The sequence below is a fragment of the Marinomonas sp. FW-1 genome (assembly GCF_005222245.1).
GTDB classification, from domain to species: Bacteria; Pseudomonadota; Gammaproteobacteria; order Pseudomonadales; family Marinomonadaceae; genus Marinomonas; species Marinomonas alcarazii.
Genome location: NZ_CP025987.1, coordinates 1,174,955 through 1,188,315 on the forward strand (window position 1 = coordinate 1,174,955; position 13,361 = coordinate 1,188,315).

Annotated in this window: 18 protein-coding genes and 1 tRNA gene; 13 read left to right on the forward strand and 6 right to left on the reverse strand. The window is 45.7% G+C overall.

Features of this window, described 5'->3' with window-relative positions:
* The first annotated feature begins 84 nt into the window (after nt 1-84).
* The 3 genes from uvrB (at nt 85) to C1X04_RS05520 (ending at nt 2,476) form a co-directional block, all read left to right on the forward strand.
* Nucleotides 85-2,109 carry an excinuclease ABC subunit UvrB gene (gene uvrB, locus C1X04_RS05510; protein WP_137169362.1) on the forward strand — a complete coding sequence of 675 codons (2,025 nt, stop codon included), beginning with the start codon at nt 85-87 and terminating at the stop codon, nt 2,107-2,109.
* Nucleotides 2,110-2,128: 19 nt separating this feature from the next.
* Nucleotides 2,129-2,317 (forward strand): hypothetical protein, encoded by a 189-nt coding sequence (locus tag C1X04_RS05515; protein ID WP_072841210.1) that lies wholly within the window; start codon nt 2,129-2,131, stop codon nt 2,315-2,317.
* Between the two features lie 82 nt (nt 2,318-2,399).
* Nucleotides 2,400-2,476: transfer RNA gene (locus C1X04_RS05520), tRNA-Val, on the forward strand.
* Nucleotides 2,477-2,674: 198 nt separating this feature from the next.
* On the opposite strand, the gene C1X04_RS05525 is transcribed toward C1X04_RS05520, so the two are convergent.
* The 6 genes from C1X04_RS05525 to C1X04_RS05550 form a co-directional block, all read right to left on the reverse strand.
* The gene (locus C1X04_RS05525) at nt 2,675-3,913 is read right to left on the reverse strand and encodes a tyrosine-type recombinase/integrase (protein WP_137169363.1); all 1,239 of its coding nucleotides are present in this window, start codon (nt 3,911-3,913) and stop codon (nt 2,675-2,677) included.
* Complete coding sequence (locus C1X04_RS05530) at nt 3,910-4,218, reverse strand: hypothetical protein (protein ID WP_137169364.1); 309 nt, start codon at nt 4,216-4,218, stop codon at nt 3,910-3,912. The genes C1X04_RS05525 and C1X04_RS05530 overlap by 4 nt, the downstream gene beginning before the upstream one ends.
* Before the next feature lie 11 nt (nt 4,219-4,229).
* On the reverse strand, nt 4,230-4,655 hold the full coding sequence (locus C1X04_RS05535) for a hypothetical protein (RefSeq protein ID WP_217494994.1): 426 nt from the start codon (nt 4,653-4,655) through the stop codon (nt 4,230-4,232).
* Nucleotides 4,656-4,666: 11 nt separating this feature from the next.
* Nucleotides 4,667-5,131, reverse strand: a complete 465-nt coding sequence (locus C1X04_RS05540; protein ID WP_137169366.1) for a hypothetical protein — start codon at nt 5,129-5,131, stop codon at nt 4,667-4,669.
* 15 nt (nt 5,132-5,146) lie between these two features.
* On the reverse strand, nt 5,147-5,452 hold the full coding sequence (gene csrA / locus C1X04_RS18850) for a carbon storage regulator CsrA (RefSeq protein ID WP_137169367.1): 306 nt from the start codon (nt 5,450-5,452) through the stop codon (nt 5,147-5,149).
* A 138-nt stretch (nt 5,453-5,590) separates the two neighbouring features.
* Nucleotides 5,591-6,238: a LexA family transcriptional regulator gene (locus C1X04_RS05550; RefSeq protein WP_137169368.1), complete on the reverse strand. Its 648-nt coding sequence runs from the start codon at nt 6,236-6,238 to the stop codon at nt 5,591-5,593.
* 114 nt (nt 6,239-6,352) lie between these two features.
* Here C1X04_RS05550 and C1X04_RS05555 point away from each other — a divergent pair, with 114 nt between their 5' ends.
* The 10 genes from C1X04_RS05555 to C1X04_RS05595 all read left to right on the forward strand — a co-directional run bounded on the left by C1X04_RS05555 (nt 6,353) and on the right by C1X04_RS05595 (nt 13,361).
* The gene (locus C1X04_RS05555; protein ID WP_137169369.1) at nt 6,353-6,553 is read left to right on the forward strand and encodes a YdaS family helix-turn-helix protein; all 201 of its coding nucleotides are present in this window, start codon (nt 6,353-6,355) and stop codon (nt 6,551-6,553) included.
* 59 nt (nt 6,554-6,612) lie between these two features.
* Nucleotides 6,613-6,873, forward strand: a complete 261-nt coding sequence (locus tag C1X04_RS05560; RefSeq protein WP_137169370.1) for a hypothetical protein — start codon at nt 6,613-6,615, stop codon at nt 6,871-6,873.
* Nucleotides 6,874-7,100: 227 nt separating this feature from the next.
* On the forward strand, nt 7,101-7,586 hold the full coding sequence (locus C1X04_RS05565; RefSeq protein WP_254682337.1) for a phage regulatory CII family protein: 486 nt from the start codon (nt 7,101-7,103) through the stop codon (nt 7,584-7,586).
* Nucleotides 7,587-7,589: 3 nt separating this feature from the next.
* Nucleotides 7,590-9,131 (forward strand): DNA cytosine methyltransferase, encoded by a 1,542-nt coding sequence (locus C1X04_RS05570; protein WP_137169371.1) that lies wholly within the window; start codon nt 7,590-7,592, stop codon nt 9,129-9,131.
* Nucleotides 9,128-9,955 carry a hypothetical protein gene (locus tag C1X04_RS05575; protein WP_137169372.1) on the forward strand — a complete coding sequence of 276 codons (828 nt, stop codon included), beginning with the start codon at nt 9,128-9,130 and terminating at the stop codon, nt 9,953-9,955. Before C1X04_RS05570 ends, C1X04_RS05575 begins: the two co-directional genes overlap by 4 nt.
* 9 nt (nt 9,956-9,964) lie before the next feature.
* Entirely contained in the window at nt 9,965-10,312 is a 348-nt protein-coding gene (locus C1X04_RS05580; RefSeq protein WP_137169373.1) for a hypothetical protein, read from the forward strand.
* 2 nt (nt 10,313-10,314) lie between these two features.
* A complete protein-coding gene (locus C1X04_RS18420) occupies nt 10,315-10,479 on the forward strand; it encodes a hypothetical protein (RefSeq protein WP_175404902.1) in 165 nt (54 codons plus the stop codon).
* A 123-nt stretch (nt 10,480-10,602) separates the two neighbouring features.
* Complete coding sequence (locus C1X04_RS05585; RefSeq protein ID WP_137169374.1) at nt 10,603-11,073, forward strand: hypothetical protein; 471 nt, start codon at nt 10,603-10,605, stop codon at nt 11,071-11,073.
* On the forward strand, nt 11,070-12,218 hold the full coding sequence (locus C1X04_RS05590) for a tyrosine-type recombinase/integrase (RefSeq protein WP_137169375.1): 1,149 nt from the start codon (nt 11,070-11,072) through the stop codon (nt 12,216-12,218). The genes C1X04_RS05585 and C1X04_RS05590 overlap by 4 nt, the downstream gene beginning before the upstream one ends.
* 51 nt (nt 12,219-12,269) lie before the next feature.
* Nucleotides 12,270-13,361: a DUF262 domain-containing protein gene (locus tag C1X04_RS05595; protein WP_137169376.1), complete on the forward strand. Its 1,092-nt coding sequence runs from the start codon at nt 12,270-12,272 to the stop codon at nt 13,359-13,361.

The window sequence follows — 13,361 nt, forward strand, 5'->3', positions numbered from 1 at the left end:
TAAGAATAAAAGCGTAAACATCGGACGTCTTAAGCAAAATTTGTTAATCTAATGGATCGATAGTAAAGCTTAGGGAAAATATCCGTGTCGCAAGAGTTTCAAGTTGTTTCATCTTATTCACCTGCTGGCGATCAGCCAAAAGCCATCGAAAAACTTGTTAGTGGCGTTGAAGCGGGTTTAGCACACCAAACATTGCTTGGTGTGACGGGCTCAGGTAAAACCTACACGATTGCCAATGTGATTTCTCAAGTGAAGCGCCCAACCATTGTAATGGCGCACAACAAAACCTTGGCGGCACAACTATACGGTGAATTTAAAGAGTTTTTTCCTCATAACGCCGTAGAATATTTTGTTTCCTACTACGACTATTACCAGCCAGAAGCCTATGTGGCTGCGTCTGATACCTTTATCGAGAAAGACGCGTCCGTCAACGAGCACATAGAGCAAATGCGTTTGTCCGCGACCAAGGCTTTGTTAGAACGCGATGACGTTATTATCGTTGCTACCGTTTCGGCGATTTATGGCTTGGGTGATCCGCAATCCTATTTAAAAATGATGTTGCACCTTGATCGTGGCGATCGTATTGATCAACGAGATGTGCTGCGTCGTTTGGCCGAACTGCAATACAGCCGCAACGATTTGGTTTTAGAACGTGGTAATTTCCGAGTGCGCGGCGATGTGATTGAAGTCTTTCCTGCTGACTCGGAAGACACCGCAATCCGTATCGAATTGTTCGATGACGAAATTGAAGCTTTGTCGATGATCGACCCTCTGACGAACAAAACCATTCGCAAAGTTCCACGAGTCACTATATATCCGAAAACGCACTATGTGACGCCAAAAGAAACCGTACAAGCGGCTATTGAGCGTATTAAAGTGGAGTTGGATCAGCGCCTTGAACAGCTTAAATCTCTAAATAAATTAGTGGAAATGCAACGCCTTGATCAGCGTACGCGATACGATTTAGAAATGATGCAAGAGCTGGGCTACTGCAACGGCATAGAAAACTATTCCCGTTATTTATCGGGTAGGGAAGAGGGCGCGCCACCGCCAACGTTATTTGATTATCTGCCAGCCAATGCTTTGCTTGTTATTGATGAATCTCATGTTACCGTGTCGCAAATTGGCGCCATGTATAAAGGGGACCGATCTCGTAAAGAAAACCTTGTTGAATATGGCTTCCGTTTGCCTTCGGCCCTTGATAATCGTCCTATGCGTTTTGAAGAGTGGGAACAAATTAAACCACAGACGATCTTTGTGTCGGCTACACCAGGAAAATACGAAGAAGAGCATCAGGACTGGATTGTTGAGCAGATTGTTCGCCCGACTGGCTTGATAGACCCTATTTTAGAGGTGCGTCCTGTCGCCACTCAGGTGGACGATTTATTGTCTGAGATAAACTTACGACTGCCTGCCGGTGAGCGAGTATTGGTGACGACGCTGACGAAACGAATGGCAGAAGATTTAAGTGATTACTTGAGCGATCACGGCATTCGCGTACGTTATCTTCATTCTGATATCGATACCGTTGAACGTGTCGAGATCATTCGAGATCTGCGTCTTGGCGAGTTTGATGTTTTGGTCGGCATCAACTTGTTACGAGAAGGTTTGGATATACCAGAAGTGAGCCTAGTCGCGATCCTTGATGCCGATAAAGAAGGCTTCTTACGCTCGGAAAAATCACTGATTCAAACCATTGGTCGTGCGGCTCGTAACGTTAACGGTAAAGCTATTTTATACGCAGACCGAATTACCGGTTCCATGGAGCGTGCGATAAGTGAAACGGATCGTCGTCGTGAAAAACAAAAAGCCTACAACGAAGAACATGGTATTACGCCAACAGGTATTACCAAATCCGTTGAAGACATCATGGAAGGTGCCTACAACCCAGGTGCAGGCAAACGCGGTAGCAAAACGAAGAAAGTGGCCGAGACGGCAAAAGATTACCAAGTGGAAAGTATGGAAGACGTGGCTCAAGTTCGTAAAGCCATGATTCAGCTACAAAAAGAAATGATGCAAGCATCTGAAGAGCTAAAATTTGAATTGGCAGCGGGTTATCGTGACCAGATTCGCCAGCTGCAGAAAAAGTTAAAAGACGTTGGTGAATAATAGAATCGGAGAGAAAAACGTGGCGATTACCTTAAGAAACTACAACATCATCCGAGTCATTGACAACGGTGTTATCGTCAACTGCACCGTGATTGAAATGTGCTACGACTACGCACTGGTTCGGTTTAAAGACAAAAAGTACAAAGTGCCTTACGGATTAATTGACGAAGTGATTGGTCACGAACTACTCGTTCCAGTTAGTGAATAACAGTTTTAAAACAAAGGCTTCAAAAAATATCAACGAGGGCTTGTCAAAAGCAAACCTCTGCGTATAATAGCCAACACTTTTTAGGACTATAGCTCAGTTGGTTAGAGCGCTACCTTGACATGGTAGAGGTCAGCAGTTCGAATCTGCTTAGTCCTACCACCTAATTTGGTAATAAAATCAAGGGCTTACGTTAATTCGTAAGCCCTTTTTTTGTTTTTAATTTCCTTAAAATTTCCGAAAGATTTCCTAACGATGGCTATTTTAGAGCGCTTTTTATGGTGTTTTCTGGCTTTTTGGTGGGTGCGGGTTAGGCTTTCTGTGCTGACTTTTTCGTTCAGGCCAAAAAAAGAGGGCTATTTAGCCCTCTTCGTCGATTAATCTTGCCAGTTCTGGCGGAAGTTTGTTTTGCCGCCAATCTATGTCTTCTATCGCTATGTTGCTGATGTCTAATTCTGCTGCTACTCGAAGTGGCTTGGGTTTTTCGTGACCTTCTATGTAGTGGTCTGTTGTGCTTTCTTTTGCATGCCCAGCTAACGCCATGATGTACTCTTTTGGGTAACCGGCTTTGTGATAAAGCATGATCCCAAGTGCTCGTATGTCATGAAACATTGGGCGTTCTTTTGGTTCTAGGTGATCATAGGCGCCGCTTTTGTCTCGCCATTTACGAAATTGCTTTGTTAGATAATCTGGCAAGACATAAAAAGGGTGTGGTTTGGCGGCCATGTCTCGTTTGTCCATTCGTAGAGGTCGGCAATGTATTAGGTAAGGGCAGTTTGTTTTGCTTGATATGGCGTCTTGAACCGAATTCCACAAAATGTCGCCCATGGCTATATCGATAAACACAGGGTGTTTGTATCGTTGGGTTTTGCGCTGCAGTACCCGAATGGTTCGCTCTTGTAGGTTGATGTCTTTTAAAAACTGAATCTCTACTAGATCACCCCGACGTTGAAGACTGTACATGGCAATGTCCATGGCGCGTTTTAACCAATCTGGCGCGGCTTCTCTGACTTTCATATAGCCGCTTAGTGTGTGTCGCTCGCGTTGTCTTGGCTCTGGCGTGGCGGCTTTGAGTTCGTTGGCTGGGTTGTCGTCCCTATAGCCTGTCGTGACAGCATAGCGAAAAAGCTCCCGTAATAACGGGACGTGCTTTGCCTGGGCGTGAGGTGTTTTGGTTTTGACTAGGTTGGCGAGGTCAAAGGTTCGGATATCTTGGACTCGCATTTTGCCCCAGTTGTCCATGTACTCGTCGAGTTTATACTTTTTGCTCACAATGGTTTCTTTACCTTGTTTACCCTGCTCTAGGGCGGCATCAAGATTGGTCACTTTAAACTCGTCTATCACTTGCGACATAGGCGGATTTTGTGGGTTGTAGTTGCGCAGTTCTTCGGCACGTTTTGATATACGGTTGATGAGTGATTCTTGGTTGTTAAGAGCAATGTTAAGCGCCATAGCGGCATCTTCCGCTGCCTTTTGTGGGATGTCTCGACCTAGCGATTCCATCCTGCCATCGGGCATCTTATAGTAATAATACTTGCTTCCATTTGGGCGAGTGATGACTTTAAGATTGGCACATAACTTGTTCTTACGAGGGCTCATCTCAACTCAATTCCTTTGTCCATTACGTAGTTTGAAAGAATAGCATCAGCAATGGCGTTGCCTGTTTTAGGGCGATCTATTTTTGCTTGTTGCTGTACTGGCTTGTCTTCTGAATACCCGTAAGCGGCTGATCCATCGGGCAGAACCCATATAAACCAGATATTTCCTTCTTTTACCGCAGGAAGTTCGCCCAGGCGACATTGGCGACATAGGTTTGCTCGTTCTGCTTTGGGGTCAACGAAGTTATTTTTTGCGTATTCGCTAAGACGTTGTTTACGTGGCCATTTGGGTTTGATTTGGCTCATCATCCTTCTCCTTATCTCATTAAACTTGCAGGAACATCATTCCATTGCGATTTAAACTTGCCTGCTTTTTTTGGGTCTTGTACCCGAATACATTGCTTAGGCGCTAATTGTTTAGCGCCGTATCGCTTAGCTATGTCTATGAATTCTCTACATCGTTTTGGGTCGCCATACAGTGGTGATATTTGTTTTGGTGTTAGCTTACCCATGTAGAAAACGACCAACTCGATGAACGCATTTTGATACGCCTCTTGTGGGATTTCTCCAATGTTCGATAGAATCTTAATGGCGATATCGACTTTGCTTAGTTTTCTATCAAACTTCCAAGACTCGACTGTCTTTTTGGCTGATTCGACTCCAGCCTTTTCGATGGCTTTCAGGCGCTTTGCTGCTTGTGTTTGAGCCAATTCTTTAGACACTCCAAATACTGCAAAACTCATCATCCTTCCCCCTAAGCTGCTTTTTGTTTGTCTTTCAGCACTGACATGGCCAGTTCAAAGCCGTGGTAACCATGGGCGAAGACGTTTCTTTGCTGCGTGTCTAGTTCGCCATGCTGGTTGTATGGGTTGCGCCAGTGTTTTGGGTTGGCGTATTTGGCTAGGGCTTCCAGTAGCTTGCTGTTGTCAACTTCTGCTCGTTCTGCCAGTAAATCGCTGATTCGTGAGAAAGAGGTATTGAGTTGGCTTTCTAGCTCTTTCACTGTGCGTTCTAGCTGCTCGTTTTTGCTTTTAACGCGGTAGTTTTCACCAGCGGCGCGGGCTAAGTTGTCACGCATGCTGTCTGGCATTGAGGCGATGCTGGCAAGCAGCTCGTATCCTTCTATAGCCGCGACTAATTCACCCACGGTAATTGGGTTGCTGTTGGCGTCGTGTCCTGCGATTTTGTTGCTGTTCCAGCTTATTGACTCTGTGTTCATAGTGATCTCCTTGCCCTAAGCGTTTGCCATTGCTTGTTGGGCTTTCTCTGCTTGGATGACGTTGTAGATCTCTTCGCGGTGGACGCTGATGTCTTTTGGCGCTTTGATGCCTAAACGAACTTGCATGCCTTTTACGCTTAGAGGTGTCACGCTGATGTCTTTGCCAATGTTGATGGGTTCACCCACTTTACGAGTGACGACAAGCAGTTCTGGTGACGCTGTGCGAACACGGATCAGCTTGCCTTTGATGCTAGAAATGGTGACTTTGATGGTGTCGCCAATGTAGATGGCTTCTTGTGGTCTGCGAGTTAGAATTAACATGATTCCTATCCTTTGGTTGTAATGAATAGGATTAATTTACAACCTAAAGTGGTTATTGGTCAACACCTAAAAGTTGTATTATTTATTTTAGACATAAAAAAGCCCGCAGCAAAGCGGGCTGAGAGTTTTAAAAAATATTTAAAACTTCACTTTAGCCTCTGTCACGACGCCAATAATTCGGCAATTTCCGTTTATCTCAAGAGGCTTATAGTTTTGATTAAGTGGCTTCAGATATTTTTGCCCTGCATCGATAACTAATTTTTTGAATGTTACTTCATCGGTGCCTTCAAGCTTTGCAACAACTAAGCTTCCATTATCAGCTTGAACGTTTGGATCAACTAGAATTAAGTGTCCTTCAGGAATACTTTGGCCTACTTGGCTTGTCATGCTGTCTCCAACCACTTTCAACCAAAAGGCATTTTCGCTGGCAGTTGATGGTGACTCTTGCCACTCAACATCATCCCCAAGAGTCCTGTAATCAAGGGCCTCGCTCCATTCCCCAGCCTGTACATGGCTAATAAGAGGTAGCTTTCTGAAGCTATTGAAATAAGGCGCTGAAGTGACATTGCTCTCTGCTGAATCATTAGAAGTAGTAATGCCGAACTGTAGCCACTCTGGAGAGCAGTTTAGCGCATTAGCTAATTCTAGAAGCTTTCTAGGGTTGTTTGTTCTTCCGTCTTCTATTTTCTGAAGAGATTGTTGGCTGATTCCAATCTGTTTTGCTAGTTGCACCTGTGTCAGGCCTAGTTCAACTCGTTGTGATTTAACTCTATCTGCAATCGTCATTTTTATCCAAGCGCTTAAGAAAATAAACATGTCATAGATGATTACAACTAATTATGTATTTGACAAACAATAAAATGTTGTTATTAAATACAGCAAAAAGTTGTAGGAGGTGGTATGTCAGCTATACAAAAAGCTGTAGAGATTGTTGGGAGCCAAACAGCCCTTGCTCAAATGACAGGGGTTAAACAAGCCCATGTTTGGAATTGGTTGCGTCTGCATAAGCGCGCTCCTGCTAAGTACATTCGTCGCATATCCGAAGCGACAGAGGGAAAAGTGAGTGTTGATGAGCTTCTTAAAGATCATGAGTCGCTCTGATTTTTAGCTTAGCGAACGATTTTTAACCAGAACACGTTTAGTTATTTCAGGAGAAAACAATGAGTAAGCATAAGTGCAGTTTAGGCGAAGTGCAGGAGTCTCTTTCTAAGTTAAGAGTGCAGCTATGGGGAACCACTGGTCATTTGAATAATGCTGGTTTAAGTGAAACAGACACATTTCACCAGTTAAACGCGACTGGCGAAATGCTTAATCAGGTCCTTAAGCAGTTATCCAGCCTTCCCATCCCATCCGAAGTCTTCAATAACGAAGGAGCGGGAATGAGCGCCAAAGTACGGCATGCACCGAATGATAGGGCTTAGTTCATTGTTTTCTAGAACGTATTTGACTTCTTTGACGATGAATTCATCAACGTCTTCCACTAAGTCGGGATCTTGCTTTAGAGACAGGATTTCACCTGTTCTTGGGATCGGGCCTTTTACATTTTTGAAGGTTTTCACTAGGGCGACAGTGTCCGTGTAGATCTCAATATTCATGCGCTTTCCTTGCTTTCTGAGTAATGGAATACCGAATTTAGAACATTAAAAACGTGGCTTCAAGGTTTGCACACGTTTGTATTTATCAGGAGAAAACAATGGATCACATCGACCAAGCCATTTACGACACGGTGCACAACTCGGAGCTGTCTGCGAAGCAAATCGCGCCGCTGATGGGCGTAGGGCACCAAGTCTTGATCAACAAGGCAAACCCGCAAACGGAAACGCACAAGATGTCTTTGCGTGAGGCCGTGGCGCTTCAGTTGATTACTGGCAACCATGCCATTTACCGCGCTATGGGCATGGAGCTAAGCATTAAGACGAAGCAAGCCGCACCGCTGGGCATTCTGGAATCTGTGCTGAAAGTCGGAAAAGAGCACGGCGATGTGTTGGCGATGATCCATAAATCCATGGAAGACGGCAAGCTGACCATGCGTGAGCAAGAGCAATGCCAGCGGGAAATCACCGAAGCCATCGAGGCGCTTATGGATCTTCGTGAAGCCGTGCTTGAGCACAGCAAGAAACAGATTAAGGGGTGAGTCATGACGACTGAAACGATAACGCACTTTCATTTTTGCTGTGGCCTTGGTGCCGGTGCAAAAGGATTTAACCAAGCGAACCCAAAGGTAGGTAATTTAGAAGGTAAGTTTGAATGCCTTGGTGGCATTGATGTTGAGCCTTCGGCCATTCGTGATTTCAAAACGTTGACGGGTGTGGAAGGTACCTTGATGGATTTGTTCACTCGTGATCAGTACACCCGTTTTCATGGCAAAGAACCTTGTAAAGACTGGAAAGAAGCCACGCCAGCCGACATTCGAAAGGCCGCAAAGAACCAAGCGCCAAATGTGGTGTTTATTAGCTCCCCGTGTAAAGGGGCGAGTGGCTTGCTGTCTCAGCAAAAGTCGGTAACGCCTAAGTATCAGGCTCTTAATGAACTGACGCTTCGTTGTGTGTGGTTGATGATTGAAGCATGGAAAGATGACCCTGTTGATCTAATTGTTTTTGAAAACGTCCCTCGCTTGGCAACTCGTGGGCGACATTTGTTAGACCAAATTAATCAGCTGCTTTCTTTTGCTGGCTATGCCGTTTCTGAAACGACGCATGATTGCGGTGATATTGGTGGCTTGGCTCAAAGCCGTAAGCGTTTTTTGCTGGTCGCTCGTCACATTGAAAAGATACCACCTTTTTTGTATCAGCCAACCTATAAGGGCCTGAAAAGTGTGGGTTCTGTCTTGGATCGTATGCCATTACCAGGAGACAAACGCGGTGGGGTAATGCATAGAGTTCCACGTCTTCAATGGAAAACATGGGTGCGGCTGGCGTTTGTTGAAGCTGGCAAAGATTGGCGAAGCCTTGAGCGTTTAGCGATGGAAGATGGGTATTTGCGTGATTACGTGATCATGCCTGAACATCGCAATGGCTATATGGGTGTAAATGACTGGAATGAATCAATGGGGACTGTTGCCGGAAAGAGTAAACCAACAAACGGCAATTTTTCGGTTGCCGATCCTCGCGGAAACGGCTTTGCGAGCAAATATGCCGTAACGCATTTTGATCGATCTTCAGGAACTGTCATTGCGGGAAGTACAACGGGGCAAGGTGCCTTTGCGGTGGCTGATCCGCGTCCTGGTATGAAGCGCCAAAAAGGAGACAGTTATTACGGTGGTGGGCATTACGGTGTCATTCCTTGGGATAGTTCTTCCGGCGCGGTTTCGGCGGCTGCCTCTCATGATAATGGCCGCTGGTCTGTTGCCGACCCTCGCTTACCTAAAGCGACTGAAAAATGTCTTGCTGTCATTCGCTCTTTAGACGGTACATGGCACCGTCCTTTTACCACCTTAGAGCTTGCCGCTCTTCAATCACTCATTGAGCCAGAAGAGTACTTGGAGCTTGACGGGCTGAATGACGAAGCATGGCGTGAGCGCATTGGTAATGCGGTTCCTCCATCGGCTGCAAAGGCCATTGCCGAAGTCATGGGGACTACCATTTTATTGGCTAGATCAGGCGAGACCTTTTTGCTTTCCAATGCACCTGTTTGGGTTAAACCAATGGCGATAGCGTTGAGTATTGGGGGAACGGCATGAGATACAGCCTATACATCAACCAAGTTAGAGCACTGGAATGGGGGCTTAATTTGCCCCAATGCGCTGTGCTGTCGGTTGTATGTGAAGCGTCTTCTTGGGCGGATGGTACGTTAATGGATGGTGAAATCTATTACTGGTTTGCCAAGTCTAAGCTGCTGTCTGAATTGCCTATGGTGACAGATAAGGAAGACACCATTGTTCGCCATTTGAAGAGCCTAGAGAAGCTTGGAATCATTAAGCTGAAGGTCGTTATAAAAGACAAGATGCATTACCAATACATCGCCCTAACAGCGAAAGGTAAGCTTTGGAATGCGATTGACCAAAACGAACCAATCCCAGATAACACGCGCACTTCCGAAGGTCGGAAAAAAATCCGAGTGACCGAAAGCAACGAAGCGGAAATTTATCCAGAGGACGGAAATATTTCCGAAGAGTCTCGGAAAATTATCCGAGAAACCTCGGAAAAAAATCCGACTAATTATATTACTAGTAATACAAAAACCAATGATCCTAATTCCTTGGCCGTTCCGCCCAAACCCAAAAAACCAAAACGTGCTTCTGGCGTTCCGGATGAGTTCTTGGTCGATCAGCGAATGCTCGATTGGCTGGCACAGAATCAAATCACGAATGATTGGCGGGTCGAGACGAATAAGTTCTTGGATTATCACCGAGCGAAGGGCTCGAAGATGCTTGATTGGATCGCGGCTTGGAGGTTGTGGATGCGTAATTCCATGAAGTTTGCCGCACAGCGACCGACGCCGCCAGCCGTGGCCAAGCAGCAAGTTAGCGACAGTTTGACAGACATTCACGACACCGATTGGTAGGAGCGAACCATGTACGATTTGTTTGATGAATTCCCAGCAGCCGACGCGGCGTACTTCGAAGCGGCCAACAACGCCCACGACCTAGCGCACTGGAAACCAACCCACGACGCGGTGTACGAAGCAGGGCGACGAGTCGGGTTCTCCAAGCTACGCCGCCGCGATATCGGAGCAGGCAAGCGAGCCTTTGGCAAAGTGTACAAAGATGTTTGCAAAGCGTGGTTGCGTGGCGAGCGATTCAAACGAGACGTTATTCAACCCAAGCAATACGGCGAGAAAATCAGCGAAAGCGAGCTATTACGTCGTCGAGTGTTTGGCCGTGAAAAAGTAAATCAACTGCGAGAAGCACTGAGGAGTTAATGATGGATAAGTTTAAAAACTGGTTATGGAACAAGCTTGGCTTAAAAGATCGTCTTCAACTTGAAGCCGAGCTTTGTCATACCCAGCAGCAACTGGAATACACCAAAACACAGCTTCAGATAGCTAAGCTCAATCGTTTGGAGGCAAAGGTATCAGAGTTTTCTTAAAGATCTAGATTAAGAGTAGCGGACGCTAAACCGCTAAACCACGTTTTATATAGGAATCAATAAACAATGCGCTGGCTAAATCGAGACAAACCCAACACATTAGGAGCGCTAGGATGGCGGATCGTGAACGATCAAGTAACGTACCTCATATCCAGTTCAGCCGATGCGGGTTGGTCTGGAGTTGGCAACACAGGACGAATTTGTGAATCGGCATTGCTGGGCATCACGCCCACCTTTGGCGGCGGTGGCGACAGCAACGCCGCGATGATCAAACAAATACGCGCCTTATCCGTGAAAGACAAAGGCTTTGATTGGCTCTTTTGTGACCTGTCACAAATGCAAAAGCTTTGCCTGTTTGCTGCGGTGCTGGCAGAAGGGCGTAAGACCATAAAAGGCAAACCGCTTACCAATGCCCGAATTGCCGCCACCTTGCCCACCTTCGCTGCCGAACTACGTCTTGGCCCCGCCCACGCAACACCAAGCGAAAAGACCTTCGCCAACAACATAGCAGAAGGGCGCAAACGCTTCTTGCTCAAGCTGCAAACTGAACTGGCCGCACGACTCACAGAGGAACAGTTAAGGGCCATTGCATGACCAAAGGCACCACCAAGATAACCGACACCACCATCAAAGCCGCCCTGAAAACAGACAAACGTTACCTCTACGATGCGCGCCGTGTTGAACTCCACATCAACGCGGCGCGGACGGGTGGCACCTTTTATGATGTCGTCTACAAAGGCAAAAAGCGCCAGCGCACCAAGCTTGCCAAATGGCCAGCCGTCACCGCCAAAACCCTGTTTGCCGAACTCCCAGCCATACGTGCCAACGCCTTGGCCGATCGGGAAGCCAGCCTCACCGTGTCCGCCTTCCAAACAGGCGGTGAAGTCTTAATGTGGTACATGCAGCACATCGACGCCGACAAAACCTACTCGTCGGATTACGTGTCCACCTCGTCCAGCTACATAGGCAACCATCTACTGAGCCAGCTCGACCAAGTGCGACTCAACGACATCGACAAGCCTTTACTGTACAAGCAGCTCTACATGCCCATGCAGAGCGACTATGCGCTATCGACCATAAAAGGCGTGCTTGGCACCCTGAAAACCGCCTTCACCCGCGCCCATGAACTCGGCCTCATTGCCAGCAACCCCACCAAAAACATTACGCTTAGCAGCTTCACCACCTCCCAGCCCGACAGCCAACCAGGGCGACTCAAACCCCACGATTTACCCGCGTTACTCGCTGCTATTAACAAGCAAGCCAAAAAGCGCCGCGTCTTCTTCATGACCCAATTACTCCACGCCACACGAGAAGGCGAAACCAGCCTTGCCGAATGGAAACACTTTTCGCCCACCCAACTGGAATGGTACCTACCACCAGAGAACACCAAAAACGGCACCGAGCACCGCTTGCCCATCACCCAACACGCCATGGACCTCATCAACAGCCTGCCCAAACGTGGCACCTATATATTCAGCGTCAAAGGCATCAAACCCATTACCACACGCACCATAGAGCGTTGGTATCAAAGCCTCAGCGACGACGTGGGCATCAAGTTCACCAGCCACGACATACGCAAACTCGCCCGCGACAGTTGGCAAGACATGGGCATCGACTGGGTAATAGGGGAAATGCTACTCAACCACGAACGGGACGGACTGGACAAACGCTACATGCACACCCATTCGAGAGAACAGATGCGCAAAGCGTTGGGGGAGTGGGGGAGGTTGCTAGCATGAGGTATAGAGCATAGAATCTCGTTAATATTTACGTTTTAACTTGAGATTTATATGTCAAATAAAAGCTTGTTAGCCGAAGTTTCTTCGGCACGGAAGGATATAAAGGCTGACTCATACAATATGAGTGTTGGGGAACTCATAAATTTATACAAAGATGGGGAGATATTTCTCGAACCAGCTTATCAAAGACTTTTCAGATGGGATAATGAGCAGAAATCTAACTTTATTGAGTCTCTTATTCTTGGTATACCCATTCCACCGATATTTGTTTCACAGAGAAGTAGTGGTATGTGGGATGTGGTTGATGGTGTTCAGCGCTTATCTACTATATTGCAGCTTGCAGGTGAGCTGGAAAAACTTCCACCTCTTAAGTTAGATTCAACAAAGTATATACCTTCACTTGAAGGTAAAACTTGGAAAACTTTACCATTAGAAACGGTTAGAATGATAAAGCGGGCGAAAATTACCGTCAATATCATAGTTACAGAGAATAGTGAAATTGCCCAGTTTGAAGTTTTTCAGAGGTTAAATACTGGAGGATTGCATCTTTCAGATCAAGAAATTAGAAATTGTCTAATGATTATGCTTGACGGTGACTTTTTTAAATCTATAGATGATTTTAAAAAGGATAAAGATTTTCTTTCTTTAATAAAGTTGCCTGATGCTAAAAATGATACTGAATATCGTATGGAACTAATAACTAGATATTTGATTACAATAGGTAATAAGATAGATTATCAAAAATATAAACTTTCACAAATTCATGTTCGTGACTTCATAGATTCAGAGGTTACAAGGCTGATAAAAGATGAAGATTTTGATTTAAATGATGAGCTTAATCATTTGAAGGGAGTTTTGAGTTGGGTTAGGAAGGATTTGAAACTTCCAGTTTTTAATACTCTCAATAAAGCAAAAGATGCTTTTAGTAAGAGTTTCTCATTATCTTCATTTGAAGTGATTTTACCTGGTCTTTCTGCTAACTTTGATAAAATAGTTGATTTAGAACATGATGAAATTGTTGAAACGATTTTTTCAATTTTCAAAGAAGATGATTATGTAAGTGCAACTAAACATGGTACCAAGGCCGTGCAAAGGTTCCAAAAGCTAACAGATCTCTCTTTCAGGGTTTTTGATGGACTTTAG

Excerpts from the sequence above, each read along its gene's own strand:
- C1X04_RS05540 (WP_137169366.1), bottom strand. The coding sequence starts at position 5,131 with ATGAACACAGAGTCAATAAGCTGGAACAGCAACAAAATCGCAGGACAC.
- C1X04_RS18420 (WP_175404902.1), top strand. The coding sequence starts at position 10,315 with ATGGATAAGTTTAAAAACTGGTTATGGAACAAGCTTGGCTTAAAAGAT.
- csrA (WP_137169367.1), bottom strand. The coding sequence starts at position 5,452 with ATGTTAATTCTAACTCGCAGACCACAAGAAGCCATCTACATTGGCGAC.
- C1X04_RS05590 (WP_137169375.1), top strand. The coding sequence starts at position 11,070 with ATGACCAAAGGCACCACCAAGATAACCGACACCACCATCAAAGCCGCC.
- C1X04_RS05550 (WP_137169368.1), bottom strand. The coding sequence starts at position 6,238 with ATGACGATTGCAGATAGAGTTAAATCACAACGAGTTGAACTAGGCCTG.
- C1X04_RS05575 (WP_137169372.1), top strand. The coding sequence starts at position 9,128 with ATGAGATACAGCCTATACATCAACCAAGTTAGAGCACTGGAATGGGGG.
- C1X04_RS05525 (WP_137169363.1), bottom strand. The coding sequence starts at position 3,913 with ATGAGCCCTCGTAAGAACAAGTTATGTGCCAATCTTAAAGTCATCACT.
- C1X04_RS05535 (WP_217494994.1), bottom strand. The coding sequence starts at position 4,655 with ATGAGTTTTGCAGTATTTGGAGTGTCTAAAGAATTGGCTCAAACACAA.
- C1X04_RS05530 (WP_137169364.1), bottom strand. The coding sequence starts at position 4,218 with ATGAGCCAAATCAAACCCAAATGGCCACGTAAACAACGTCTTAGCGAA.
- C1X04_RS05580 (WP_137169373.1), top strand. The coding sequence starts at position 9,965 with ATGTACGATTTGTTTGATGAATTCCCAGCAGCCGACGCGGCGTACTTC.
- C1X04_RS05555 (WP_137169369.1), top strand. The coding sequence starts at position 6,353 with ATGTCAGCTATACAAAAAGCTGTAGAGATTGTTGGGAGCCAAACAGCC.
- C1X04_RS05560 (WP_137169370.1), top strand. The coding sequence starts at position 6,613 with ATGAGTAAGCATAAGTGCAGTTTAGGCGAAGTGCAGGAGTCTCTTTCT.
- C1X04_RS05595 (WP_137169376.1), top strand. The coding sequence starts at position 12,270 with ATGTCAAATAAAAGCTTGTTAGCCGAAGTTTCTTCGGCACGGAAGGAT.
- C1X04_RS05570 (WP_137169371.1), top strand. The coding sequence starts at position 7,590 with ATGACGACTGAAACGATAACGCACTTTCATTTTTGCTGTGGCCTTGGT.